This window comes from Streptomyces davaonensis JCM 4913, assembly GCF_000349325.1.
GTDB classification, from domain to species: Bacteria; Actinomycetota; Actinomycetes; order Streptomycetales; family Streptomycetaceae; genus Streptomyces; species Streptomyces davaonensis.
In genome coordinates this window covers 8,508,052-8,533,299 of sequence record NC_020504.1, presented here as the reverse complement: position 1 = coordinate 8,533,299, position 25,248 = coordinate 8,508,052, and the positions used below count along the sequence as shown (strand labels likewise).

At 72.0% G+C, this 25,248-nt stretch carries 19 protein-coding genes; 5 read left to right on the top strand and 14 right to left on the bottom strand.

The features are described 5' to 3' along the window. Window positions 1-78 precede the first annotated feature (78 nt). Window positions 79-2,910 (top strand): beta-L-arabinofuranosidase domain-containing protein, encoded by a 2,832-nt coding sequence (locus BN159_RS37695; RefSeq protein WP_015662305.1) that lies wholly within the window; start codon window positions 79-81, stop codon window positions 2,908-2,910. 1 nt (window position 2,911) lies between these two features. Here the strand turns inward: BN159_RS37695 and BN159_RS37690 are convergent, their stop codons facing one another. Then, window positions 2,912-3,676 carry a LysR family substrate-binding domain-containing protein gene (locus BN159_RS37690; protein WP_015662304.1) on the bottom strand — a complete coding sequence of 255 codons (765 nt, stop codon included), beginning with the start codon at window positions 3,674-3,676 and terminating at the stop codon, window positions 2,912-2,914. 57 nt (window positions 3,677-3,733) lie between these two features. Here BN159_RS37690 and BN159_RS37685 point away from each other — a divergent pair, with 57 nt between their 5' ends. Continuing rightward, window positions 3,734-4,129 carry a DUF5997 family protein gene (locus BN159_RS37685; protein ID WP_015662303.1) on the top strand — a complete coding sequence of 132 codons (396 nt, stop codon included), beginning with the start codon at window positions 3,734-3,736 and terminating at the stop codon, window positions 4,127-4,129. A 2-nt stretch (window positions 4,130-4,131) separates the two neighbouring features. Here BN159_RS37685 and BN159_RS37680 read toward each other — a convergent pair whose 3' ends face one another. Then, a complete protein-coding gene (locus BN159_RS37680) occupies window positions 4,132-5,052 on the bottom strand; it encodes a Dyp-type peroxidase (protein WP_015662302.1) in 921 nt (306 codons plus the stop codon). A gap of 153 nt (window positions 5,053-5,205) precedes the next feature. Here BN159_RS37680 and BN159_RS37675 point away from each other — a divergent pair, with 153 nt between their 5' ends. Continuing rightward, on the top strand, window positions 5,206-7,371 hold the full coding sequence (locus BN159_RS37675; RefSeq protein WP_015662301.1) for a TerD family protein: 2,166 nt from the start codon (window positions 5,206-5,208) through the stop codon (window positions 7,369-7,371). Between the two features lie 160 nt (window positions 7,372-7,531). On the opposite strand, the gene paaE is transcribed toward BN159_RS37675, so the two are convergent. Genes paaE through paaA form a run of 5 tightly spaced genes read right to left on the bottom strand, consistent with a single transcriptional unit; the run spans window position 7,532 to window position 11,230 of the window. Then, window positions 7,532-8,638 (bottom strand): 1,2-phenylacetyl-CoA epoxidase subunit PaaE, encoded by a 1,107-nt coding sequence (gene paaE, locus BN159_RS37670; RefSeq protein ID WP_015662300.1) that lies wholly within the window; start codon window positions 8,636-8,638, stop codon window positions 7,532-7,534. After that, window positions 8,638-9,144, bottom strand: coding sequence for a 1,2-phenylacetyl-CoA epoxidase subunit PaaD (paaD, locus tag BN159_RS37665; protein WP_015662299.1), 507 nt, complete (start codon window positions 9,142-9,144; stop codon window positions 8,638-8,640). Before paaD ends, paaE begins: the two co-directional genes overlap by 1 nt. Continuing rightward, the gene (paaC, locus tag BN159_RS37660; RefSeq protein WP_015662298.1) at window positions 9,138-9,965 is read right to left on the bottom strand and encodes a 1,2-phenylacetyl-CoA epoxidase subunit PaaC; all 828 of its coding nucleotides are present in this window, start codon (window positions 9,963-9,965) and stop codon (window positions 9,138-9,140) included. Before paaC ends, paaD begins: the two co-directional genes overlap by 7 nt. Window positions 9,966-9,974: 9 nt before the next feature. Continuing rightward, complete coding sequence (gene paaB / locus BN159_RS37655; protein WP_015662297.1) at window positions 9,975-10,265, bottom strand: 1,2-phenylacetyl-CoA epoxidase subunit PaaB; 291 nt, start codon at window positions 10,263-10,265, stop codon at window positions 9,975-9,977. Next, on the bottom strand, window positions 10,262-11,230 hold the full coding sequence (gene paaA, locus BN159_RS37650) for a 1,2-phenylacetyl-CoA epoxidase subunit PaaA (RefSeq protein WP_041822155.1): 969 nt from the start codon (window positions 11,228-11,230) through the stop codon (window positions 10,262-10,264). Before paaA ends, paaB begins: the two co-directional genes overlap by 4 nt. 172 nt (window positions 11,231-11,402) lie before the next feature. Between paaA and paaI the strand changes: the two genes are divergently transcribed. Both paaI and paaK read left to right on the top strand, forming a co-directional pair. Then, the gene (gene paaI / locus BN159_RS37645) at window positions 11,403-11,828 is read left to right on the top strand and encodes a hydroxyphenylacetyl-CoA thioesterase PaaI (RefSeq protein ID WP_015662295.1); all 426 of its coding nucleotides are present in this window, start codon (window positions 11,403-11,405) and stop codon (window positions 11,826-11,828) included. Then, a complete protein-coding gene (paaK, locus tag BN159_RS37640) occupies window positions 11,825-13,138 on the top strand; it encodes a phenylacetate--CoA ligase PaaK (RefSeq protein ID WP_015662294.1) in 1,314 nt (437 codons plus the stop codon). Before paaI ends, paaK begins: the two co-directional genes overlap by 4 nt. A 13-nt stretch (window positions 13,139-13,151) precedes the next feature. Here the strand turns inward: paaK and BN159_RS37635 are convergent, their stop codons facing one another. The 7 genes from BN159_RS37635 to BN159_RS37605 are packed head-to-tail and all read right to left on the bottom strand — an operon-like array spanning window position 13,152 to window position 25,248. After that, on the bottom strand, window positions 13,152-14,045 hold the full coding sequence (locus tag BN159_RS37635; protein ID WP_015662293.1) for a peptidoglycan-binding protein: 894 nt from the start codon (window positions 14,043-14,045) through the stop codon (window positions 13,152-13,154). Continuing rightward, complete coding sequence (locus BN159_RS37630; RefSeq protein ID WP_015662292.1) at window positions 14,045-15,592, bottom strand: DUF6519 domain-containing protein; 1,548 nt, start codon at window positions 15,590-15,592, stop codon at window positions 14,045-14,047. Before BN159_RS37630 ends, BN159_RS37635 begins: the two co-directional genes overlap by 1 nt. Window positions 15,593-15,646: 54 nt before the next feature. Beyond that, the gene (locus BN159_RS37625; RefSeq protein WP_015662291.1) at window positions 15,647-17,773 is read right to left on the bottom strand and encodes a hypothetical protein; all 2,127 of its coding nucleotides are present in this window, start codon (window positions 17,771-17,773) and stop codon (window positions 15,647-15,649) included. After that, the gene (locus tag BN159_RS37620) at window positions 17,770-21,459 is read right to left on the bottom strand and encodes a putative baseplate assembly protein (protein WP_015662290.1); all 3,690 of its coding nucleotides are present in this window, start codon (window positions 21,457-21,459) and stop codon (window positions 17,770-17,772) included. The genes BN159_RS37625 and BN159_RS37620 overlap by 4 nt, the downstream gene beginning before the upstream one ends. Next, window positions 21,456-24,536: a putative baseplate assembly protein gene (locus BN159_RS37615; RefSeq protein WP_015662289.1), complete on the bottom strand. Its 3,081-nt coding sequence runs from the start codon at window positions 24,534-24,536 to the stop codon at window positions 21,456-21,458. Before BN159_RS37615 ends, BN159_RS37620 begins: the two co-directional genes overlap by 4 nt. Next, window positions 24,533-24,913 carry a GPW/gp25 family protein gene (locus tag BN159_RS37610; RefSeq protein ID WP_015662288.1) on the bottom strand — a complete coding sequence of 127 codons (381 nt, stop codon included), beginning with the start codon at window positions 24,911-24,913 and terminating at the stop codon, window positions 24,533-24,535. Before BN159_RS37610 ends, BN159_RS37615 begins: the two co-directional genes overlap by 4 nt. Further along, a complete protein-coding gene (locus BN159_RS37605; protein WP_015662287.1) occupies window positions 24,910-25,248 on the bottom strand; it encodes a hypothetical protein in 339 nt (112 codons plus the stop codon). Before BN159_RS37605 ends, BN159_RS37610 begins: the two co-directional genes overlap by 4 nt.

Genomic DNA, 25,248 nt, shown 5'->3' with positions numbered 1-25,248 from the left:
TTTCTATCGTCTGGTCGACTGTTCGCACATCGTTCGATATATCGACCGAATCTGTCGCCCTCAGATAGAGGAGCACTCATGGCACCGCCCCTCTCCAGACGATCCCTGTTCCAGGCCGCGGCCCTCGCCGCTGCCGTGCCCGCGGCCTCCGTCGTCCCAACGGCCCGCGCCGCGGCGGCCGTTGCCGAATCGCCCACCGCCTCGGCGGCGCTCCCCGCACCGGCCGCCTGGACGGTCAAGCCCTTCGCCCTCGACCAAGTCACCCTCGGCCAGGGCCTCTTCGCCGACAAGCGCGAGCTGATGCTGGACCACGCCCGTGGCTACGACGTCGACCGGCTGCTCCAGGTCTTCCGCGCCAACGCCGGTCTCCCCACCGGAGACGCGGTCGCCCCCGGCGGCTGGGAGGGCCTCGACGGCGAGGCCAACGGCAACCTCCGCGGCCACTACACCGGGCACTTCATGACGATGCTCGCCCAGGCCTGGGCCGGCACCGGTGAGCAGGTCTTCGCGGACCGACTGCGCACAATGATCGGCGCGCTGACCGAGGTGCGCGCGGCGCTGCGCGAGGACCCTGAAGTGCTCGGCACGGCAGGGAAGTTCGGTACGGCCGTCGAGAACGTCCGCGGCTCCTATCAGTACGTCGACCTGCCCTCCGGCACGCTCGGCGCCGCCTCCGCGGTCACCCTGTCGGCCTGGGTGAAGCCCACCCACGACGGCAACTGGGCCCGCGTCCTCGACTTCGGCGACAACACCACGCGCTATCTGTACCTGGCCGCCCGCAACGCCGACGGTGTCCCGCGCTTCGCCATCACCACCGGCGGCCCCGGCGCCGAGCAGGGCCTCAATGGAACCGCCGCGCTGCCGATGGACCAGTGGAGCCACCTCGCCGTCACCATCGCGGGCGGCACCGGCATCCTCTACGTCAACGGCGCAGAGGCCGCCCGCAACACCGCGATGACCCTCACCCCGGCCGCGCTCGGCACCCCCGTGAACAACTGGCTGGGCCGCTCCAACTACCCCGCCGACCCCGTCTTCGCGGGCGCCTTCGACGAGTTCAACGTCTGGTCACGGGCCCTCACCGCCGCCGAGATCACCGGATTGCAGGGCAGCCGCGCCGCCGACAGCGCGGCCGGACGCGGCGACCTGGCGTCGTACGCCTTCGACGAGACCTCCGGCGGCACCTTCGCGGACGGCTCGGGCCGCGGACTGACGGCCGCCCTGCGCCGCACCTGGGGCGGGCCGAGCCATCCGGGGTTCCTGGCGGCCTACCCGGAGACGCAGTTCATCGATCTGGAGTCCAGGACCAGCAGCGACTACACGAAGGTGTGGGCGCCGTACTACACCGCGCACAAGATCCTCCGAGGCGTCCTGGACGCCTACCTCGCCACGGACGACGCACGCGCTCTAGATCTCGCGTCCGGCATGGCCGACTGGATGCATTCGCGGCTGTCCAAGCTGCCGGAGGCCACCCTGCAACGCATGTGGGGCCTGTTCTCCAGCGGTGAGTTTGGCGGCATCGTCGAGGCGATCTGCGATCTGCACGCCATCACCGGCAAGGCCGAACACCTCGCGCTGGCCCGGCTGTTCGACCTCGACCGGCTGATCGACTCCTGCGCCGCGAACACCGACATCCTGGACGGCCTGCACGCCAACCAGCACATACCGATCTTCACCGGCTACCTGAGGCTGTACGACGCGACCGGCGAGCAGCGCTACCTCGACGCCGCCCGCAACTTCTGGGGCATGGTCGTCCCGCACCGCATGTACGGCATCGGCGGCACCAGCACGGGCGAGTTCTGGAAGGCGCGGGACGTCATCGCGGGGACGATCAGTGCCACCACGGCCGAGACCTGCTGCGCGTACAACCTGCTGAAACTCAGCCGGACGCTCTTCTTCCACGAGCCGTCGCCGAAGTACATGGACTACTACGAGCGGGCCCTCTACAACCAGGTGCTCGGCTCCAAACAGGACAAGCCCGACGCGGAGAAGCCGCTCGTCACCTACTTCATCGGGCTGACGCCCGGCCATGTGCGGGACTACACCCCGAAGCAGGGCACCACCTGCTGCGAGGGCACCGGCATGGAGAGCGCCACGAAGTACCAGGACTCGGTGTACTTCACCACGGACGACGGCAGCGCCCTGTACGTCAACCTCTACAGTCCGTCCCGACTGAACTGGGCCGACAAGGGCGTGACGGTCACTCAGGCCACCGCCTTCCCCCAGGAGCAGGGCACCACGCTCACGATCGGCGGCGGCAGCGCCTCCTTCGAGCTCCGGCTGCGGGTGCCGTCGTGGGCGACCGCGGGATTCCGGGTGACGGTCAACGGGCGTGCGGTGAGCGGCACTCCGGCACCGGGGAGCTACTTCGCCGTGTCCCGGACCTGGCGGAGCGGGGACACCGTACGGATCTCCATGCCCTTCCGGCTCCGGGCGGAGAAGGCACTGGACGACCCCTCCCTCCAGACCCTCTGCTACGGCCCGGTCAACCTGGTCGGCCGCAACTCCTCCACCGCGTACCTGCCGTTGGGCCTGTACCGCAACGCCGGGCTCTCCGGCGACCTGCTGCCGTCACTCACCCCGGTCGCGGGGAAACCGCTCCACTTCACCCTGGACGGGACGGAGTTCGCGCCCTTCCACGAGGGCACGGAGGATCCCACGCACGCGTACTTCCGGCGTTCCGAGCCCAGGGTGGTGTTCGGGGGGACCGACTCCGGGGTCGCCAACCCGGCGAAGTCCGACGGCACCACGCTCCTGGACGAGATCTGGGCCGCGGCGCCGTTCGCCGGCAAGGGTGCGCTGGTGGCGCGGGTGCGGTCGACGGTGGACGCCTGGGTGGCGGCGGGGCTGCTGAGCGCGGCCGACGGGCGGACGGTGGTGAGCACGGCGCAGCGGGCCACGTACGCGCCCTGACCTACGAGCGGCGGCGGGGCTTTCCGCGGCGGCCGGGGGCGCCCTTCTTGGCGGGGGCGGGCTTGCGGCGCGCGGCCGTGGTGTCGGGGTGCTTGCGCTTGGGCTGCTCCTGGGCCTTGGCTTTCGCCTTCGCCTTCGGCTGCTCCTGGGCCGTCGCGCGGCCCCGGGTGCTGTTGACCGTACGACCGCGGACCACGCCGATGAAGTCCTCGACCAGGTCCGTCGTGGCCTCCTCCGGCCAGGACAGGGCGATGCCCGACTCGGGGGCGTCCACCAGAGTGCGGTAGGTGAGGTCCTTGCGGTGGTGGAGCCGGGCGAGTGACTGGGGCACGACGAGGAGGCCGACGTTCGCCGCGACCAGCTCGATCGCGTCCGCGGTGGTCGCGGGCCGCTCGAAGCCCGGCTCGCCCGGCGGCCGCTCCCAGCCGAGGACGTCGTCCAGGGGGTGGAAGACGACCTCGTCGGCCAGATCCTCCGCGGTGACCTCGTCGACGGCCGCGATCGCGTGTTCCTTGGGCACCACGACGACGGTGGTCTCGGTGTAGAGCGGGATCGCGCTGAAGAACGTCCGGTCGACCGGCAGCCGGACGAACGCGGCGTCCGCGCGACCGTCCCGGAGCGCCTCGGGGGCCTCGGCCGCGGTGACCGAGAGGAGGTCGAGGGGGACGTCGGGGTAGCGCTCGTGCCAGATCCGCACCCACTTCGAGGGTGTCACTCCGGGTACGTACGCGAGCCGGAACGTCAGGGGTGCTTCCGAGCCTGTCACCTGGCCAGGCTACCGGCCGTGGTCGGCGAGTGTTCCACCGGTCGATACCCTGGAGGCATGACGCAGCACCATTCCACCCAGACGATGAAGCCCGCGACCGCGGCCAAGAAGCTGGGTGTGTACCTCGACGCCACCCCCGCAGACTTCCGCGAGGGTGTCGTCTCGCGCGCCGAGCTGAACGCGTTCCAGGCCGACCCGCCCCAGTGGCTGCGCGAGCTGCGCCGCACCGGTCCGCACCCCCGTCCGGTGGTGGCGGCGAAGCTCGGCGTGTCCATCGCGGGCCTGGCCCGGGGCGGGATCACCGAGGCGCTCACCACGGACCAGATCGAGGCGCTGAAGCAGGAGGAGCCCGAGTGGCTCCGCAAGGAGCGCGCCACCCAGGCCGAGGTCCGCAAGGAGTCGGCCCGCATCAAGCAGAAGCAGGCCGAGCAGGCGGCCCGGCAGGACGACTGACCTCAGCTCTTCAGGGATCCCAGGAAGTCGGCGGACGGCGCGAAGAACAGTGTTCCGGTGACGGCCCGGGAGTAGTCGAGGATCGGGTCGGGGCCGCTGTGCGGTGAGCCCAGGAACATCCGGCCGAGCATGGTCTCGATGACGTCGGGGGTACGGGCGTAGGCGAGGAAGTACGTGCCGAACTCACCGCGGCCCGGCCTGCCGAACGGCATCGCGGCGCGCAGGATCTCCAGGGGCTCCCCGTCCGGGCCCGTGACGGTGTTCACGTCGACGTGGGAGCCGGGGACGTCGAGTTCCAGGTTGTTCTGCTTGGAGCGGCCGATGACCCGCTCCTGCGCCTCGACCGTGAGGGCCTCCCAGGCGTCCAGGTCGTGCAGGTACTTCTGCACGACGACGTAGGCGCCGCCGCGGAACCCGGGGTCCTCCTCGTCGATCAGCGCCGCGTCCGAGGCGTCCGGTCCGACCGGGTTCTCGGTGCCGTCGACGAAGCCGAGGAGATTGCGCGCGTCGAACCAGGAGAACCCCTGCACCTCGTCCTGGACGGTGATCGCACCGCGCAGGGACTTGAGGATCTCCGCGGTGAGCGCGAAGCACAGGTCCTGGCGGGCGGCCCTGATGTGGAGGAGCAGATCGCCCGGGGTGGACACGGCGCGGTGCCGGTCACCCGTAAGCTCCCGGAAGGGGTGCAGCTCGGCCGGCTTCGGGTGGCCGAAGAGCCGGTCCCAGGCGGCCGATCCGACTCCGGCGACGCAGGTCAGGTCGCCGTCGGGGTGCGGGAACCCGAGAGCGCGGACCAACCCGGCGAGTCCGCCCAGCAGTTCGCGCACCGCGGACTCGCCGCCCGGCTCGACGGTGGCCACCAGGAACACCGCGCTGGGGGCCGGTGAGCCCACCACCGGCTGCGGACGTATCGACGACGGCATGGGACCCCTCCCGCCCTGCCCGACATGACGGCCCGACTGTACGGGCCGCCGCCCGGGCGCCGGTCGCGGCCGCGTCGGGAGCGAGGCCCACGGCCGGTGGCTGCACAAAAACCCGAATGCGCACACGCGTACGCCCCTGGGATCATCCCTGGCATGTCGCACAGCCTGGAATCGCTGGTCGTCCGCCACACTCTTCGCCTCCCCGCGCCCATCGGTCCCGCGGGGCAAGGCGCCGTCGCCGCGCGGCAGTTCGACGCCGCTCTGATGGAGGTCGGCTTCAAGCTCTCGGCAGAACTGCTGGCGCGGCTCTCGGAGTTGTCCGAGGAGACGGTCGTGGACACCGCCGCGCGCACCCTGCCCGTCGTCCGGGAGCTGGTCGGCGACCACGTCCAGCACAACGCGTACTTCATCGACTTCCCGGCCAACGTCCCGGACACCGTGGACTTCTGGCGGGACTGCCTGGTCCGCGCCCTCGCCGACGAGTCCGTACGGCCCGGGATCCTCGACCAGTTGAGCACCGGCACGGTGAACCTGCTGACCCTGCCGGCGTACGGCCGCTACCAGCACTCGTACGCCGATCTGCTCGCCGCGCACGAGGAGTTGATCGCCGCCGTCGGTGACCGGGTGACCGTGCTGCATCCGGGCGGCGAGCTCGACGACGAGATCGGCGCGCTGTATCTGGCGCTCGCGGGGTCCGCCACCCCGCTGGGCGACGAGCGGCTCGCCGACCTCGCGATGCTGGCCGGGGCGTGCGCCGACGGGCCGCAGCCGGAGGAGATTCCGGTGCGGGAGAACCGGGCCGTGGTCAACCGGGCCCGGCTGGCCGCGGGTGCCGGGCTGCTGCTGGACACGGTGACGGATGTGCTGCGGCTGGCCTGTGCGCTGTCCGACGGCGATGTCACGCTCCAGGAGCCGACCCGGTTCCGGGGTCTGTCCCGTCCGGTGCGGCGCGCGCTGCTCGCGGGCCTGGACTCCGTCGTCGCGGCGGCGCCCGGCAAGCTGGCCGACGTACCCGTGCACCGTGAGGCGTTCAAGCGGCTCGGGGAGCGGCTGCACCCGCACGAGTTCCCGCAGTGGCCGCACGCCGCCGAGGTGTTCGCGGTGGCGCGCGGTGAGCGGAAGGCGCCGTCGTTCGACCGTCGGGTGGAGGAGCTGCTCGGCGCCGGGGAGATCGCGGGGGCCGCGGAGGTGCTGAAGAGCGCGCCCGGACGGCTGTTCCGGTCGCTGGACCGGCTGCTGTGCGGGTGCGGTACGCAGGAGGAGCTGGACGCCGTCGTGGCCGCGGCCGAGGCGGTCGCCCCGGAGGTCGCGGGGCGCGTCCTGCTGTCGGTGCGCGAGCATCTGCACAACCGGGCCGAGGACACGGGCCTGCGCCGGGTGTTCGTCAACCGGCGTGGCCGTGCCTGGGTGTCGGACGATCGGCGCGCCCCGCTGCCGGGGCACGAGCGCGGGCGGCTGATCGACGCGCTCGACGCCGAGATCCGCCGACGGCTGCCGGACCCGGGGCACCTGTTCGTCGACCCGGACGTGCTCGACGTGGCGCTGCCCCTCAGCGGGCGGGGCACGGCGGCCGGGCTCGGTGTGCTGCCGCGCGGTTCGCTCTCGCCGGTCGAGGGCGAGCTGCTGCGGTTCTTCGTGTACTGGAAGCAGCGGCGCCGGACCACGGACTACGACCTGTCGGCCCTGATGCTGGACGAGGACTACGCGACTCTCGGCTGGCTCTCGTGGACGAACCTCACCGAGGTGGAGGGCGAGCACTCCGGTGACATCACCGAAGCACCCGAGGGGGCCTCGGAGTTCATCAACCTCCGGCTGGGGGCGGTACGCGGCGCGTTCGTCGTGCCGCAGGTCAACCTCTACTCCGGGGAGGGCTTCGAGGAGGTCGAGGAGTCGTTCTTCGGGTTCATGCTGCGGGAGGGCGAGCAGAAGGGGCGGCCGTTCGAGCCCAGGACCGTGCGGATGAAGTCGGAGCTGCGGGGTCCTGGCCGGGTGGCGCTGCCGCTCGCCTTCCTGCGCGGGGCCGACGGGCGGTGGCGGGCCAAGTGGCTGCACCTGTACCTGCTGGGCAACCCGACATCCAACCGGGTCGAGGGAAACCGGGTGTCGGTGGCGACGCTGCTGCGGGGGATCGTCGAGCGGGAGCAGCTGACCGTGCGCTACCTGGCGGAGCTGATGGCCGGCGATGCCGTGACGGTGTGGGACGGGGAGAAGGTCCCGGACGGTCCCGTCACCTACATCGGGCTCCAGCGTCCCGAGGGGCTCCACCCGGACTCCCGGGTCGTGACCCTCGAAAATCTGCGCGACCTGATCCCGCAGTGACTGATAGCGTGAGCCGCGGCGAGGCCATGAGGGGGCTTCCTTCTACCTCCGTGAAAACGGATTCAATGATCTAGTCCCCTCGCTTTCCTCGCCTCTGCTTCAAGGCCTCCGGCCGTCCCCTCACGCGGGACGGCCGGAGGCCTTTTCAGCTGTCGTGGCCTCAGCTGTCGTAGTCGACCGTCAGCGTCTCGGAGACCGGGTACGACTGGCAGGTCAGCACATAGCCCGCTTCGACCTCGGCCTCTTCGAGGGCGAAGTTGCGGCGCATGTCGGCCTTGCCGTCGGTGACCAGGGCGCGGCAGGTGCCGCAGACGCCGCCCTTGCAGGCGAACGGCAGGTCGGGGCGGGAGCGTTGGGCACTGTCCAGGATGGTCCGCTCGCGGGGCAGGGCGGAGGTGGTGGAGCGGCCGTCGAGGACCAGGGTGACCTGGCTGACCGGGCCGGTGGGCCCGGCCTCCTCGTGGTGCACCTCGCGCACCGGCTCGTCGTCGGCGTAGAACAGCTCCTGGTGGACCCGGTCGCCGGGGACGCCGAGTTCGCCCAGGACCCGCTGGGCGTCCCGGACCATGCCGTGCGGTCCGCACAGCCACCAGTGGTCGGCGCTCTCCACGTCGACCAGGCCGTCGATCAGCGCCGAGAGCCGGTCTGCGTCGAGGCGTCCGGAGAGCACCTCGGCCTCCCGGGGTTCACGGGACAGGACATGCGCGAGCTGGAACCGGCTCGGGTACAGGTCCTTCAGGTCGGCCAGCTCGTCGGCGAACATCACCGTGCCGGAGCGCCGGTTGCCGTAGAACAGGGTGACGCTGGAGCGGGAGTCGGCGGCCAGGACCGACTCGGCGATGGAGAGCATCGGGGTGATGCCGGAGCCCGCCGCGAGCAGCACATGGTGGCCGGGGGTGGTGAGGTCCGGGGTGAAGTTGCCGGTGGGGGCCATCACCTCGACGGTGTCGCCGGGGCGGAGGTCGTTGACCAGCCAGGAGGAGAACAGGCCGCCGGGGACCACCCGGACGCCGATGCGCGGGGCCGCTCCGGCGGGCGTGCAGATCGAGTAGGAGCGGCGCTCGTCACGGCCGTCGATCTCGCGTCGCAGGGTGAGCGACTGGCCGGGCGCGAAGGCGAACTCCTCGGCCAGCTCGGCCGGGATCTCGAAACCGACGGCGGCGGCGTCCTCGCACAGCGGCTGCACCGCGGCGACCCGCAGCGGGTGGAAGACCGGGCGGCGGCGCGGGCGTGGCTTCACGGCCTCGGCGGGGGCGGTCGGGGCCATCAGATCTCCTTGACGTACTCGAACGGCTCGCGGCAGGCGCGGCAGCGCCAGAGCGCCTTGCAGGAGGTGGCGGCGAACCGGGAGGTCTCCTCGGTGTCCGCGGATCCGCAGCGCGGGCAGGGCACCGTGTGCCGGGTGGGCGACAGCGAGAGCGGCACCGGGCCGCTGGGGGCGGCGCCGGGCGGGGCGATGCCGTGCTCGGTGAGCTTGCGGCGGCCTTCCGGGGTGATCCAGTCGCTGGTCCACGGCGGGTTCAGGACGGTACGGATCTCCACGCGCGCGTACCCGGCGTCCCGGAGCCGGGCGGCGACGTCGGCCCGCATCTCGGCCATGGCGGGGCAACCGGAGTAGGTGGGGGTGAGGTCGGCGACGACCGTGCCGTCCTCGGTGAGCGTCACCTCGCGCAGCACGCCCAGGTCGGCGAGGGTCAGCATGGGCAGCTCGGGGTCCGGCACCCGCTCGGCGATCTCCCGGGCGTGCCGTGCGTCGAGCGCGAGGGTCACCATGTCGCCCCCGGATGGGCGCGGGCCACGCTCTGCAACTCCGCCAGGAGCGGGGCGAGATGCTCGGTGTGCTCGCCGTCGCGGCCGGAGCCGGGGGACGGCCGGAACGCGGGCATGGGCAGTCCGGCCTCCTCGGTCACCTGGCGCAGCACGGCGACGACCTCGTCGCGTACGTCGCAGGCGGTGAACAACTCGCCGAGGTACGGGGCGATCTGCTCGACGGCCTTGCGCATCCGGCGGTGCGACTCCTCGGTGCCGTCGCCCAGGCGGACCGCCCACTCGGCGGCGTACTGCCGGTGATAGGTCAGTTCCTTCACGCCCTTGGCGGCGACCGCGGAGAGCACCGGGTCGGGGTGGGAGACCAGCCGCTCGAAGTGGGCGAGGCGCCAGCTGGACAGGACCAGCAGTCGCACGATGGAGAACGCGAAGTCGCCGCCGGGGAGTTCGGCGAGCCGGACGTTGCGGAAGTCGGCTGCGTCGCGGAAGTAGGCGTAGGCGTCCTCGTCGCGGCCGGTGCCGTCGGCCTGTCCGGCGCGGGAGTACAGCAGGCGGGCCTGGCCGAGCAGGTCGAGGCCGATGTTGGCGAGCGCGACCTCCTCCTCCAGTTCGGGGGCGCGGGTGATCCACTCCGCGAGGCGCTGGGCCGAGACGAGCGCGTCGTCGGCCAGGGCGACGCAGGTCGCGGCGAGGCCGGCGGCGTCGACGCCCTCGGGCACGGTGGTGTCGACGCCGTGCAGGGGGTCCTCGAAGCCGGTGCCGTAGGCCCAGCGGGTGTCGTCCTCGTGGCCCTCGGCGAGGGTCATGTAGACGTGGTCCTCACTCATCCCCGGCTCCTAAATGTGCGGGACATCGTCGGGGATGTCGTAGAACGTCGGGTGGCGGTAGACCTTGTCCGCGCTGGGGGCGAAGAAGGGGTCCTTCTCGTCCCGGGTGGAGGCGGCGATGTGCTCGGAGCGCACGACCCAGATCGACACGCCCTCGTTGCGCCGCGTGTACAGGTCACGGGCGTGGGTGAGGGCCATCGTGTCGTCGGCGGCGTGCAGCGAGCCCACGTGGACGTGGTTCAGGCCGCGCTTGCCGCGTACGAAGACCTCGTACAGGGGCCAGCTCTCGGTGTTGCTCATGCCGACGGTTCCTTCCGGGCCCGCTTGGCCGCGTGGGCGGTGGCCGCCTCGCGCACCCAGGCGCCATCCTCGTGGGCGCTTCTGCGCCGTTCCATCCGCTGGGCGTTGCACGGTCCGCCGCCCTTGATGACCCGCATCAGCTCGTCCCAGTCGGGGGTGCCGAAGTCGTGCCGGCCGCGCTCGGCGTTCCACTTCAGGTCCGGGTCGGGCAGCGTGACGCCCAGCTTCTCGGCCTGCGGGACGGTCATGTCGACGAAGCGCTGACGCAGTTCGTCGTTGCTGTGCCGCTTGATCTTCCAGGCCATCGACTGCGCCGAGTTGGGGGAGGCGTCGTCGGGCGGGCCGAACATCATCAGCGACGGCCACCACCAGCGGTTCACCGCGTCCTGCACCATCTCGCGCTGGGCGTCGGTGCCGCGCATCATCGTCATCAGCAGTTCGTAGCCCTGCCGCTGATGGAAGGACTCCTCCTTGCAGATCCGCACCATCGCCCGCGCGTAGGGGCCGTAGGAGCTGCGGCACAGCGGGACCTGGTTGCAGATCGCGGCGCCGTCCACGAACCAGCCGATCACGCCGACGTCGGCGAAGCTCAGCGTCGGGTAGTTGAAGATCGACGAGTACTTCTGGCGGCCCTCGATCAGCCGGTCGGTGAGGTCCGCGCGGTCCGCGCCGAGGGTCTCCGCCGCCGAGTACAGATACAGGCCGTGCCCGGCCTCGTCCTGCACCTTGGCGAACAGGATCGCCTTGCGTCGCAGCGACGGCGCACGGGTGATCCACTCGCCCTCGGGCTGCATCCCGATGATCTCCGAGTGTGCGTGCTGCGCGATCTGCCGGACGAGCGTCTTGCGGTAGCCGTCGGGCATCCAGTCGCGCGGCTCGATGCGCTGGTCGTGCGCGATCGTCGCGTCGAAGTGTTCCTGGAGCGCGTCCGGGGGCGAGGCCTCGGCGAGGTCTGTCGTCGTCATCAGCACCAGCTTCCCAACCGACCATTCGTTCGGTACCAGTGTGACGCGTTTTCGCGCCTCCGGCAAGACCCGTACGACCACCGGACCGACCCTTGACAGGCGGCGGCCCGGCTGATTGTTTGGCCGTGGCGGAAGCGAACCGAATGGTCGGTTGGGGCATGAGGTGGTGGAGATGACCACGGCACACTCCGCGGAGGCGATGTTCGCCGCGGACGAGGCCTCCCGGGGTCTCGGGATCGAGCTGCTGGAGCACGGCGAGGGCATGGCGGTGCTCCACATGACCGTGACCCGGGCCATGGTGAACGGCCACGGCATCGCCCATGGCGGCTATGTGTTCCTGCTCGCCGACAGCGCCTTCGCCTGCGCGTGCAACAGCCATGGCCCGGTGACCGTCGCGGCGGGGGCCGACATCACCTTCGTCGCCCCGGCCCACGAGGGCGACGAGCTGGTGGCGCGCGCCGAGGAGCGGACCCGGTACGGCCGCAGTGGTATCTACGACGTGAGCGTCACCCGCGGCGACGAGGTCATAGCGGAGTTCCGCGGCCGCAGCCGCAGCGTCGGACGCAGGACCGGTGAAGCGCCGAAGGAGTCGCGATGAGCAACCTGGCCGAGCCCCTCCCCCACGATCTGCTGGACGACGCCGAGCGGCTGACCCGCGAGCAGCTCAGGGAACTTCAGCTCGACCGGCTGCGGCAGACGCTGCGGCACGCCTACGACCATGTGGAGCTGTACCGCAAGAAGTTCGACGCGGCCGGTGTCACCCCGGACGACTGCCGAACGCTGGAGGACCTCGCCCGGTTCCCCTTCACGACCAAGGCCGACCTGCGGGACACCTACCCCTTCGGCATGTTCGCGGTCCCGATGTCCGAGGTGCGGCGCGTGCACGCCTCCAGCGGCACCACCGGCCGCCCCACGGTCGTCGGGTACACCGACAACGACATCTCGATGTGGTCCGACGTCGTCGCCCGCTCGATCCGCGCCGCCGGCGGCCGCCCCGGCCACAAGGTGCACATCTCCTACGGCTACGGCCTGTTCACCGGCGGACTCGGCGCGCACTACGGCGCCGAGCGGGCGGGGTGCACGGTGATCCCCGCGTCCGGCGGGATGACCGCACGCCAGGTGCAGATCATCCAGGACTTCCGGCCGGAGATCATCATGGTCACCCCGTCCTACATGCTCACGCTGCTCGACGAGTTCGAGAAGCAGGGCGTCGATCCGCGGGAGACCTCGCTGAAGGTGGGCATCTTCGGCGCCGAGCCGTGGACGGAGGAGATGCGGCGCGAGATCGAGGAGCGCACCGCGATCCACGCCGTGGACATATACGGCCTGTCCGAGGTGATCGGCCCGGGGGTGGCGCAGGAGTGCGTGGAGACCAAGGACGGGCTGCACATCTGGGAGGACCACTTCTACCCGGAGGTCGTCGACCCGATCACGGACGAGATCATGCCCGAGGGCGAGGAGGGCGAGGTGGTGTTCACCTCGCTCACCAAGGAGGCGCTGCCGATCATCCGGTACCGCACCCGTGATCTGACCCGGCTGCTGCCCGGCACCGCGCGGCCCGCCTTCCGCCGGATGCAGAAGGTCACCGGACGCTGCGACGACATGATCATCCTGCGCGGAGTGAACGTCTTCCCCACCCAGATCGAGGAGATCGTGCTGCGCACGCCCGCCGTCGCCCCGCACTTCCAGATCCAGCTCACCCGGCGTGGCCGCATGGACCACCTCACCGTCCGGGTGGAGTCCCGCCCCGACGCGGGGCCCGAGCAGCGGCAGGAGGCCGCGCGGGCCATCGCGCAGGGTGTGAAGGACGGTGTCGGCGTCAGCGTCGAGGTGGAGATCGTCGAGCCGGAGACCCTGGAGCGCTCCCTCGGCAAGCTCAAGCGGGTCAAGGACCTCCGGCAGAAGTAGCCCGGGAAGCAGGTCAGTTGGGCCCGTTCGGCACCTTCAGCCGCTCCCAGGTCACCCGCCCCGGGATGCCGTCGGCATCCTTGCCCTTGAAGCCCTGCTTCTGCTGCCAGGCGGCATAGGAGCGACGGTCGGCCTCGGTCCACTCCGGGCCGGGGCCCTCCTCGTACCGCCCGCACCCCTCGGCGACCAGCCGGCGCCCCATCGCCGTGATGACCGGCGACTTCTGCCCGATGTGGAAGAAGCCGCTGCCCGGGAACGGCTCGTACGACGGCTTGGGCGGGGCGGGCTTGGGATCGGGCGACGGAGTCGGGGCCTTGCCGCCCAGGCGCTGGGCGATCCGCTTGCGCATGCCGTCCATCGTGAAGCCGCGCGGGTCCTGCTTGCCCGGCTGCCACTCCTTGTGCCCGATGACGGACCGCTCGCTCCAGCCGTGGTGCCGGCAGATCGCCGCCGACACCTTCTCGATGGCCTCCTTCTGCGCCTCGGGCCAAGGGTCCCTGCCGTCACCGAGGTTGACGCACTCGAAGCCGTAGAAGTGCCGGTTGCCGTCGGTGTCGGCCTCGTTGTCGGCGGGCAGCCGCGATTCGTTGATCACGGCGCGCAGTACGTCGCTGTCACCGAGCCCGGCGTGGTTGGCGCGGCCGTTGCCGACGAGGTGGACATGGCCCTTCTTGTCAATGACGCCGTGGCACAGCGGTCCGGGCAGGCCGGAGTAGCCGTCGTAGCAGATGTCGACCGAGGCGTTGGTGCCGGAGGTGACGGTGTGGTGGATCATCACGCCGTTGACCGGACCCCAGGGGCCCTTGCTGTTGCGGTTGTGGGAGCGCCAGTTGCGCACCTCGTGGACCGTCAGGCCCTCGGCGCGCAGGATCTCCACCAGTTTGGACGCGCTCAGCGGCTTGGCCATCACTCGTCTCCTTCCGCCGTGGCCTCGGCCTCGGCCGTCGTGTCGGACCGTCCGCCGGAGGGGTCCTCGGCGGCCTGTTCCTCACGGCGCGCCTGCTCCTCCGCCGCGAGCGTCGCCTCGTCCGCCGCCGGGACGCTGCTGGCCAACGGGCCGAAGGCGAGCCGCAGATCGACGGCGCCGTGCTCGCCCTTGACCAGGGCGAGGGGCGCGAAGTGGCGGGCGATGCCGACGGGTGCCTGGAGCAGCGGGCGGCGGGCCGGGTCGACGGGCCACTCGACGCTGCCGGTGGCGGTGCGGGCCGGGATGATCCAGTGGTCGCCGGTGCGGTAGGCGCCGTCCTTGGCGAAGTAGACCTCCACGCCGTCCTCCAGGGCCAGCCACTCCCCCTCCGCGACGGGCAGGGCGCCGCCCTTGAGGGCGGTCGTACGGCCCTTGCGCTTGGGCCCCTCGTGGTGGTCCCAGCGGCGCAGGAACGGGTTCAGGTGGGGAAACCTGCCGACGCCGGGCTCCGGTTCGGCGGAGAGGCGGACGCGGCGGCCGGGCAGGTCCAGTTCCTCGACGCGCATGAGCGGCCGGGCATCGAGGCGGGAGGCGGACGCGGTGTCCGTGAGCTCGACGAGGTCACCCACGTCGAGGTCGAGCTTGGCGTCGTGCCCGAGAGTCGCCAACTGCACCCAGGTGCCGTCGAGTTCGTCGACCGGGAAGACCACCGAGCCGTTCTCCCGGGACCACTTGAAGGTGGCGTCCTTCGCCGGGCCGCCCGCGTGGATCTCGACGCGGTAGAGCTGGTTCTCCGGGCCGCGGTAGCGGGCGTCCGGCTTGACCAGGCAGGGGTCCTCGTCGGCGTGGTCGGGCCGTTCGCTGCGGGCGGCGAGCCGGGCCGAGGGGGCGGCCTGGCGGGCGGCCCACCGGTCGAACGCGGCACGCACGACCTCCTTGGCCGGTTCGGCGTCCTCGATGTCCAGCGCGGTCAGCGACAGCGGCAGCACCTGCCAGACGACCTTGACGCGGGCGGCGGTGTCCGGCAGTGCGGCGCCGAGGGCGACCTCGCGCAGCGCCGGGTCCTCGGCGGCGCTCACCGAGCGCTCCCACACCTTCAGGTAGACGACGAAGGGCGCCTGGGCGGGCGAGGGCAGCCGGTCGCCGGGCCGCTCGGGGTCGAGGTGGGCGTCGGGCTGGTCCCAGTACGTCCAGTGCGCGGGCGGCTCGGTGCTGTCCTGGACGTCGGCGTCCTCGTCGGGCACCGGGATCCCGGGCGCCGGGCGGTCGGCGTCGCACAGGATGCCGTCGACGTAGTAGCGGCCGCCGTGGATGAACAGGGTGTCGATCTCGTGCCGTCCGCCCACGTACTCGATGCGGAACCCGGTGGCGTCGCGCGGGCCGCCGTGCCGTCCGATCAGGTCGGCGGCGAAGGTGCGGGCCTGGTGGAGCTGGATCGCGGTCTGCTCGTTGGTGTCGGCGTCGAGCTGGACGCGGCCCTGCTGGGCGATGACCGCCGAGTAGTGCCGTTCCGGTCGGAACGTGAGGCGGGAGAGGTCAGCGTGCATGAAGGGGGTCCCCCTGGTTCGGGAAGGTACTGATGAAGTCGGTGGCGGTGCGGCTCACGTCACGAAGAAGATCCCGGCGTCCGCGCCGGCCGGTGTGTACTCGGCGAGCCGGGCCCGCAGTCCGTCCTCGCGCTGCGGCCGGTACAGGTCGTGGAAGGCGCCCAGCTCGGCGCCGTCGTCCGAGCCGCGCCGGATCTCCTGCGGGCACTGGTCCGCGAGCAGCCCGTACCAGGGCGTGCCGTAGCGCTCGGACGCGAACAACGGCCGTACGTCCGTGACGCAGCGGAACCTGCGGGGCGTACGGGAACCGGCGGGGACGTAGGAGTGGCGCAGGCAGCCGATGCCGCGGCGGGCGACGTGGAGGCGGCCGGTGAGGATCGAGTTCTCGGCGATCCGCACGGCGTGCGTGTGCACTTCCCCGATCACTGTGGTGCGGTGCAGATGGAGGACCGCGTGGGCGTGCCGGCAGTCGGGCGCCGAGAGGGCCTCGCGGTCGTGGCCGGTGGCGTCGAGGATGCTGTCGCGCAGGTGGATGTCGAGGGGGTCCTCGCTCACCTCGTCGCCGATGACCTCGATGGTGCCGAGAACGCTGTGCTCGATCTGGAGGCAGGCGGTGGTGCGTTCCATGACGATGCTGGGCTCCTCCGGCGAGTGCGGGTCGCACTCGGGCTCCAGCGACCAGCCCGGTACGAGAGTGGAGTGCCGTAGGACGACAGCACCCATGGGCCCGGTGACGTTGATGCCGCGCCCGGCGACGAGGAGTCCGTCGAGGGTGATCCGCGGCCTCTCGTGCGGGGCGCAACTGTCGTCCACCGCACGGATGTTGAGGGCGTCGGGGCGGTTGCTGTACCAGTCGAGCAGCCGGATCACCGGCCGGGTCCCCTCCGCCGCCCGCAGTTCCAGGCGGTCGCCGGGGTCGAGGTCGAAGTCGAGCTGTTCCTGGTAGGCGCCGCTGTGCGTGATCTCGATGATGCCCGCCCGGTCCGGCCCGCGTTCGCTCTGCCAGGCCCGGTAGGCGTCCATGATCTGCCGGTACGGCTGTCCCGGCCCGACCCGGTAGACGTCGGCGTCCGGACGGGGCACGCGGTCGTGGCGGTCGTACTCGCCGCCGCCCATGTCGGCGGCGGACGCGTAGTGGTAGTCCACCCAGACGCCCTGCCGGGGCGCGGTCCGGGACCCGAAGGCGATGCGGCCCAGCTCGGGGTCGACGGCCACCTGCCCGCGCTTGGGCCGGTACCGCCAGTCCGAGAGGTCGGCGACCACGATGTCGGCGGGCGGCACGGGCTTGTCCTCGCCGTCGCGCCGGATGACGAAGCTCTTGCCGGGGCCGTAGTAGTCCAGCAGCCGGTCGTGGAGCTGCCTGCGGCGGACGAAGGCCGGGACGTTGTCGATGGTCGCGATGTGGGTGGGCGACGGTTCCGGGAAGGGCTCGGTGACCAGCGGGGTGTCGTTGCCGAGGATAGAGAAGGTGTAGAGGTTGCGGGCGCGGTCGATGCAGTACGCCGGGGACGACGTCAGCGAGTGCGCCTTGAGCCGCCAGACGAACAGGGCGACTCCGGCCGGGCTCAACCCGCCCTGCCGTTTCGCGGAGTCGGCCCGGCGGACGTCGACCGTGCGCGCCGTCGTACCGAAGGGGCCGCCCGCGAGGTCGAGGGCGGAGTTGTCGCGCAGGTCCAGGAGCCGCCCCCGGCCCGTGTCCCGGTGCAGCTTCACCGACTGGTGGTGGGCGACCAGCCGGGACAGCTCCACGGCCCGCGCGGGCCAGCCGGCGACCTGCTCGGAGATCTCCTCCAGCAGATGCAGGGTCCCCTTGCGTCGCCGGTTGCCGACGGTCGCCGCCACGTCCGCGCGCGGGGCGACGGCCTGGGCGAGGGCGGCGCGACCGCCGTCGTGGAGGCCGGTGGTGAGGACGCGCTCGTACCCGGGCAGGGTGCGGTAGCCGACCAGGTCGCCCAGGTACGGCAGCACCCAGGGGGCCGCCGTCTCCACGAACAGGTCCTCGTAGCCCTGCTCCACGCCGTCTCGTACCCGGTCGAGCTGCTCGGCCATGACCGCGAGCAACTCACGGAGCGCGCCGCCCTCCTCGGCGTCCCGCAGCAGATGCCAGCGGGGCAGCAGCGCGGCGAGGGCGTCGGGCTCCGAGGACACCGCCGGCTCGGACTGGACGTCGCGGGGTATCACTTGACCTCCGTCAGGATCAGGGTGTCCGCGGCCTTCGGCGCCAGCAGCGCGAGCTGGGCGGGGCGGATACCGCGGAAGACGAACACCGAGCGGCCCTTGGGCAGGCGCCGGGTGTCGGTGATGTCGGGGTTGAGGCGCAGGAGTTCGGCGAGCGGGACGCCGTGGCGGCCGGAGATCTCCGACAGTGTCTCGCCGCCCTCGGCTCGGACGGTGTGGACCTTCTCGTCGTACGTCGCCGGGTGCGCCGGAACCGAGGCCCTGGGCGGGCCGGGGTCGGTGAGGATGCCGGTGAGTTCCTCGGGGGTGGCGGAGGCGGGGACGCCGGTGAAGACGTCGACGTCCACATACTCGACGCCGGGCACGGAGTGCGCGGTGGCCAGCACCTCGGAGAGCCTGGCGGGCCGCCCCAACTCGCGCCCCTCGTAGCCGAGTCGGCGCAGCAGCGCCTGGCGCAGCCGGGGTTCGACGATCTCCCAGGCATGGTCCGGGGCCACCTTCACCCGCGTGGCGAGGAGCAACAGCACCGGCTCGCGGGCGTCCACACGCACCGGGAGGCCGGGATCACCGTACTCGGTGAGCGCGCCGCGCAGGGCGTCCAGGGTGTCCGAGCCGTCCAGCGGTACATCGTCGGCGCCCGCGACCGTGACGTGCAGGATCCGGCGCCGTCCGTCGAAGAGTTCGCGCGCGGTGGCCCGGCCGATCCCGGCGCGGGAGCGGGCGAAGTCCTCGTAGTCGGCGGGCGACACCAGCCGGTCCAGGGCGGACACGGCGAGCGGGATCGTACGCCGGGTGGGACCGGGCCCGTCCGCGTCCGAACCGCCGTTCGCGGGAAGGGGGTTGGTGACCCGGGTGACGCCGAGCGGGCGGGTGAGCGGCTGGGTGATCCGGTCGGCGGCGACGTTGGCGGCCTTGCCGGTGCCGAAGCGGTAGCGGGCGCGCACGTTCTCGTGGCCGGAGGGCAGCCGGGCGCCGTGCACACCGTCACCGAAGGTCACCGTCGTACGGCCGTCGGCGGTGGAACCGGTGATGTACACACGCTCGGTGGGGCCGCGTCCGGCGAGACTGTCGACCTCGTGCCACCGGACGCCGTCCACGCGGAGCTCCAACACCGCGGTGGCGCCGAGGGGGTTGTCGGCGGCGAGCCAGGTCAGCGGGGACTGCCACAGCGCGAAGGTCTGGTTCACGCGGTCGGAATCACCGCTGCCGATGGCCTCCTCGCGGCCCTCGCCATGGGTGGCCTCGACGACGTTGCCGAGGATGCGCACGCTGTCCCGGCGATAACGGTGGGCGAGGCGGGTGGTGAGGGTGAGCCGGGTGTGCAACCGGTCGCCGGGCAGTTGGGGATCGACGGCCGGGTCGGCGGTGGCGACGGTGACGACCTCGGTGGCGGGCAGGCCCGACGTGCCGGGGATGTCGCTCCGTTCACCGGTGACGATCAGCGTGCGGCCGGGCCGCAACCCGTCGTACAGCTGGGCGAGTTCGATCTCGTCGCCGTGCACGTCCTCACCGAGGGGCTCGTCGGCCAACCGCAGCGCCTCCCCTGCCGCGTGCACGGTGGTGTCACGGATGTGCGAGAGCAGCACGTCGAACTCGTCCAGCCACGGGTCGGCGAGGGTGAGTTCGGTGCCGCGGCCGGTGATGCCGTAGTTGGTGTACGCCGCCGTACGAGCCGCGACCACCTGCGTGGTGACGAACGCCAGCTTGGCGTCACCGGGTACGCCCTTGCCCTTCGCCGGGCGCTGGATCGCCACCCAGCTGCCGACGGTGATCCCGGCGTGCACGGTGTCGAGCTGGAGCACCCGGCGGTTGACGGGCTCCGGCTTGGAGGCGATGACGACCTCGACGTTGGGCTCGGTGCTGCCCACGGTGTACCGGACGCTGACCTCGAAATCACCGTGCGTGAACTGCTCGTCGGCACCCGGCCGTACGGGAATCTGCCGGGCGTCGCCGTTGTGGATGCCGACCTGGATCAGACCGTCCTCACCGGGCCGCGACACGAACAGCGTCCGCTCGGGCAGCCCCGAGTGGAAGCGGGCGGTGACCCCCGGCTCCTGGGAGTCGGCGGGCCTGCGGTTGAGCCAGTTCAGATCGCGGTCCTGCCCGGAGCGCACGGACAACTCGACCTGCCCGGCACCGAGCGCGAACCGCACCGGCTGGGGAACCGGCAGATTCTCGCTGCGCTGGTCGGAGCCACTGCCCTCGACGTACTGGAACTCCGCCCGCACCGGCACCTTCCCCGCCGGATCGAACACGACGCGCATGCCGGCGAGCACAGCTCCGGTGAGCGGCCAGTCGGCGGTACGGATGACTCGCCCGCGTTCGTCCTGGACGGGCTTGAGGGGTGCCGTGGCACCGAAGGGGGCGGCGGTGACACGCAGGGCGAGGAGTTCGCGGAGGAGGGCGGGGGTGGTGGGGGCGGCGGCTTTGCGCAGGGCGGAGTGGAGTGTGGGGTGCAACGCGGCAAGAAGCCCGACGGGGTCGGCGCCGGGACGGGCAGGACGGGTGGAACCAGGCATAGCGCGAAGGGCCGGGAGAAGGGCGCTGAGTGCTTGATAAGCAGCGGCCCGCGAATCTCCCTTCAGGGGCGCGGGGAACTGCGCGACCAGCCCCCGCGGCGCCGCAGACGAATCACTTTGCGCAGGTGCCAACTCCATCGCCCGCTCAGCGATGTCCGCCAGAACGGCCTCCAGCCGTTCGAACCAATCGGCCACGTCCTCGTACGCCGCAGCCAACACCTGAGCCTCACCCAACCGCGCAACAGGCTCCACAAGACGAGCCGCAAGCCCCTCAGGACTCGTCACCCCGTCCAGATCCCCCCGCAACGGCGCCAGCACCTGATCCTCGAAGTCCTCGATCAGGCGGCTGACCGGACGCCCCTCATCCGCGATCCGCCGCCGCACTTCATCGACCAGTTCCTTCAAGGTAGGCGGAGGAGACTTCGGCAGAGAGATCGCGGTGATCTCCTCCTCCCGATCGACCCGCGCCTTCGCCACCGGAAGCAACAAACGCTCCCCGCCCGCCTGCTCCCCGAAGACGAAGAGCAACTGGTCCCCGGCCTGAAGGGAGTTCGCCGTCCCCTCGACAAAGATCTCGGACCTCCGCTCCAGATCAGAAGGCGACAGCGGCGACGGCCGACGACGGCGCACCTTCAGCTCGTTGAAGTCCCAGCGAGCCGTCAGGTCACGGCTGGTCTCGAAGGTCAGGGACTGCTCGTCCGCGGACGCGGGAACACTGTGACTCCGGGCCCCGCGTGGAATCACCACCGGCAGCGCCTCGGCGCGAGCGTCGCGCTCCAGCGTGTACGCCAGATACGTGTCCGCGGCCACCCCGGGCCGCGCCCGGTGCCCGACGAGCCGCCCGAGCAGCGCGAGCGACCGGTGCTCGTTCGCCGTACGGAGATACGCCTCGTCCGCGATCCGCTCGGAGTGGAAGGTGAGCAGGTCACCGAGGACAGCGGTGGCGTCGAGCAGGCCGATCGCCGGGTCGTCGGGGGTGCGCACGGTGAGCCCGTCGAGCGCTGGGTACGCCGGTGAGGCGAGCCGGTCGAGGAGGGCGGCCAGGAAGGAGCCGTACTCGCCGACGCGGTAGTCGAGGGCGGTGCGGCCGGGCGAGTTGTGGAGCGGGGCGGGGGCGAGGCGCTCGTCGTGGCCGCCGCACGCACCGCCGCAGGAACAGGCCTGGCTCATCGGGCACCTCCCAGGGATATCGCCAGTCGGCCGTTCTCCGGCCGGTCGGGGTCGTTGTCACAGGTGGCGATCTCCAGCGGGCCGAGCCGCAGCACGCCGTCCTCTTTCTCTCCGCGGTCCTGTTCGAACAGCCTTTGCAGCCGGGTGACTTCGACGCTCTCCACGCCGGGGACCGCCGCCGCGACGGCGACCAGCCGGCTGAGCCGGACGGACTCGCCGAAGGTCTGGGTGTCCGGGTGAAAGAAACCGCCCGGGCCCGCGCCGAGCACGCGGTACAGCTCGGCCAGGATCTGCCCGTGCTGGTGACCGGGCAGCGCGCACACGGTCAGCCCGATGTCGAGCGGGACGAGCCTGGCGGGGCCGACGACGAGGTCGTGGCCGATGCGCCGGTACGTCTCCAGCGCCTGGGTGACCGCGTCGAGCAGTGCCGGCGTCGGCGCCCCGCTGCCGAGGGCGTCGACGGCGATGTGCGCCTCCTGGACGCTGCCGGTCCAGCGGAGTTCGGCGGCGGCACGCTGGACGCCGGGCAAGGCGCCGGCGAGGGTCGCATAGTCCTCGGCGGTGACCGCGCGCAGCCGGGTGCGGCGCAGATCGAGCGGGGCCAACTGGCGTACCTGTTCCAGTGGTTCGGGATCGGTGCCGCCGGTGGCGGGCAGCGGGTTGCGGACCACGGCGGCGGGCGGGTGCTCGCAGTCGAGGGCGACGACGAGGTGGTTGACGGCCTCGGCGCCGACGTTGCCCGCGGTGCCGCCGCCGAGCCGGTACACCGCGGTGAGCCGGGCGCCCGGAGTGGGCCGCGCGCCGTGCCGCCCATCACCGAAGCGCAGGGCGAGCCGGCCGTCGTCCTCCAGTTCACCGACGAAGTGCCGGTCACGCGACCCGCTGTCGAGCAGGTCACGGCGCGGCCGCCACACCAGGTCCTCCTCGTGCAGCCGTACGGCGGGCAGGGCATGCCGCGGGTCCTGGGCGAGCGCGCCGGTCGCGGAGCCACGCAGCACGGGCTCGCCGGGGTGGAGTCCGGCCGCGTACGGCGGGCCCCAACTGTGCGCGATCTCCCAGGCGATGTGGGCGTCGAGGACGGTTCCGGCGCGGGCCCGTGCCGTGAGGACCTCGACTCGGCGCAGCTTGGCGTCGAGCAATCGGTCGCTGCGGTGCAGAAGTTCGCGCAGGGCGCGCTCGGGATGGCGGCGCAGTTCGAGGCGCTCCACGACCTTCAGGCCGTAGACGACGGTGAGTTCGGTGATCTCCTCCTCGCCGAGGCCGTCCCGGTCGCGGGCGCTGTGCCACAGCTCGACCAGCCGCTGCCGGATCCGACCGGGGATGGCGGCGATCCGCTCGGCCTGTCCGGCGGCGATCGTGCCGGGGTCGGGGAAGGGGACGGCCTGGGTGACGGGGGTACGGCCGAGGACGGGCCGGAAACGGGGCCGGATGCCCGGGTAGACGGACTGGGCGAGCAGCCGGCGCAAGGCGGCGGCCTGGGCGTAGGCCGTGCCGGGGACGACCTGTTCGTGGCGCTGTCCGGCGCGCTGGAGGCCGAGTCCGGCGCGGGTCGTGGGCCGTTCGCCGACGACGGTGAAAAGCTCACGGATGTCGTCCGGGCGCAACAGCGAACCGGATTCCGTCTGTTCCGTCAGGGAGTTGACGATCCGGGCGGGCGCGTTGCCCTCCTCGGCGTCCCAGCAGCCGAAGGCGGGAGGGTCGCAGGGGGCGACGACGGCGGGGTCCTGCGGCACGGTGAAGGTCTCGGGCAGGCCGGTCAGGGTGCGGCCGTGGTCGACGAGGACGACATTGCCGCGGGCCAGGGTCACGTCCTCGACGGGCAGGCAGTCGCGGCCGCCGCGCGTGGTCAGGCAGAGCGGGAAGCGCAGGGCGTCCTCGGCGGCCCAGGTGACCTCCAGGACGGGCTGGTCCTCGATGCGGTCGACGGCGGGGGTGACGGAGACCAGGCGGACGGCCTGGCGGTGGGCGGGGTCGGCGTCGCCGGGGGTGCCGGTGCGCGGTCCCTTGACCTCCTCCAGGATCAGCACGTCCCCGGGCCTGAGGTCGAGTCGGCGGTCCCGGCAGGTCTCCGGGTCGACCCAGTCGTCGCGCAGGGTGGCGGAGGTGGCGCCCTTGGGGAGCGCGCACGTCTCCCCTCCCCAGGTCCACAGGCGGATCGCGTTGTGGGCGACGCGCAGTTCGAGCGGGTCGGCGGTGACGACCGGTTCGAAGACCTCCACCGAGCCCCGCTCGTCGAGGTCGCCGAGGTCGATCTCGTCGACGACGGTGCCGGGCTCGGGCCGGTCGTGCGGGTCGAGGGTGCGCACGTCGACGGAGGCGAAGCGGTACGTGCCGGGGGCGAGGGTGTGGTCGCCCGCGGTCTCCACGGCGACGTAGGCGCGGGCCGCGCAGCCGTCGTGCATGGCGTAGTCGATGAGCCGGACGTGACGGCGTACGGAGACGCGGCGGCGGGCGGTGTCGAGGTAGGCCTCGGTGGCGACCGCGTCCTGCTGATAGCTGATCAGGTCACCGGTGTGGGCGAGGAGTTCGACCAGGGTGATGCCGAGGTCGGCGGGGTTGCGCTCGACCCAGTCGGGCGTGGTGAGCGCGAGCCGGTCCAGCAGGAGCTTGCGGATGGTGTCGTAGTCGCGGGCCGTGTAGTCGATGACGGGCGCCGCCGGGAAGTCCCCGTTCCCGTGTTCCTCCTCCTTGCAGTCGAAGGGGGTCGGGCAGTCGGGCCGGAAGGAGAACTCCGCGCTGTGATAGCGCTGGTCGAAGCCGCGGAAGGGGTCCGTGCCGGGGCGGCCGTAGGGGTCGGCCTCGACGAGGGAGAGCCGGTAGCGGGAGGTGTCCCCGGCCCGGTCGAGGGTGACATGGAGCCGGTCGTCGAGTTCGGGGTCCTCCTCCCGCTCGACGCTGAGGTCCACGGCGGTGATGCCGGTGATCCGGCGGCCGCCGTCGATGCGGACGTTCTCCGGGCCGAGGCCGTGCGGGGCCTTGCCGAGGAAGGTGACGGTGAGCAGCAGCCCGTCGTCGCTGACCTCGACGGCGTCGACTCCGCCCAGTTGGGCGGCGCGCACCTTGGTACGGCGGCTCATGCGGCGGCCCTCCCTTCGAAGACGTCGTCGCGGCGGGCGCCGGTCGCGCGCAGCACGTAGGACAGGTGGACGCGGACGGTGTGGTCGTCGCCGATCACGTCGAGGGCCTCGACCTCGATGAGGTCGCCGAGCCAGCGCTGGAGCGCGGCGTGCACGGACAGTTCGAGGGTGCTGACCAGCTCCGGGCTGGTCGGCGCGAAGACCAGATCGAGCAGTCCGCAGCCGAAATCGGGGCGCATGACTCGCTCGCCGGGGCTGGTGAACAGCAGTTGCTCGATGAGGTCGTGGACGTGTTCGCCGTGCGTGGCGTGCGCGGTGCGGCCTCGGCGGTCGGGCCGGAAGGGGAAGGCGATGTCGCTGCGGGTGCGTGGGCTCATCGGACGGTGACCTTTCGCTGCGCGGCCTGGACGACGGGCGGTCCCTGCGGGACGAGGGCCGCGCTCAGGCACTGGGCCGCGGAGGTGTCCAGCAGCACGGACGCGCCGTCGACCGTGACGCCGGTGGCGCCGTCGGGGCTGAAGCGCACCGAGACGCAGGGCGTGGGCACACCGTCCACGATGTGCGGGCAGCCGGTGACGAGGTACTGGTGCGCGGCCGTGACGGCGGCTTGGCCGTCGATGAGCACGGCGGCGGTCGGTGGGGTGGCGGCGCTGGCGCGGCCGCCGTGCGGACAGCCGATCACGGCTCCCGCGTCGAGCAGACTCCCGGACAA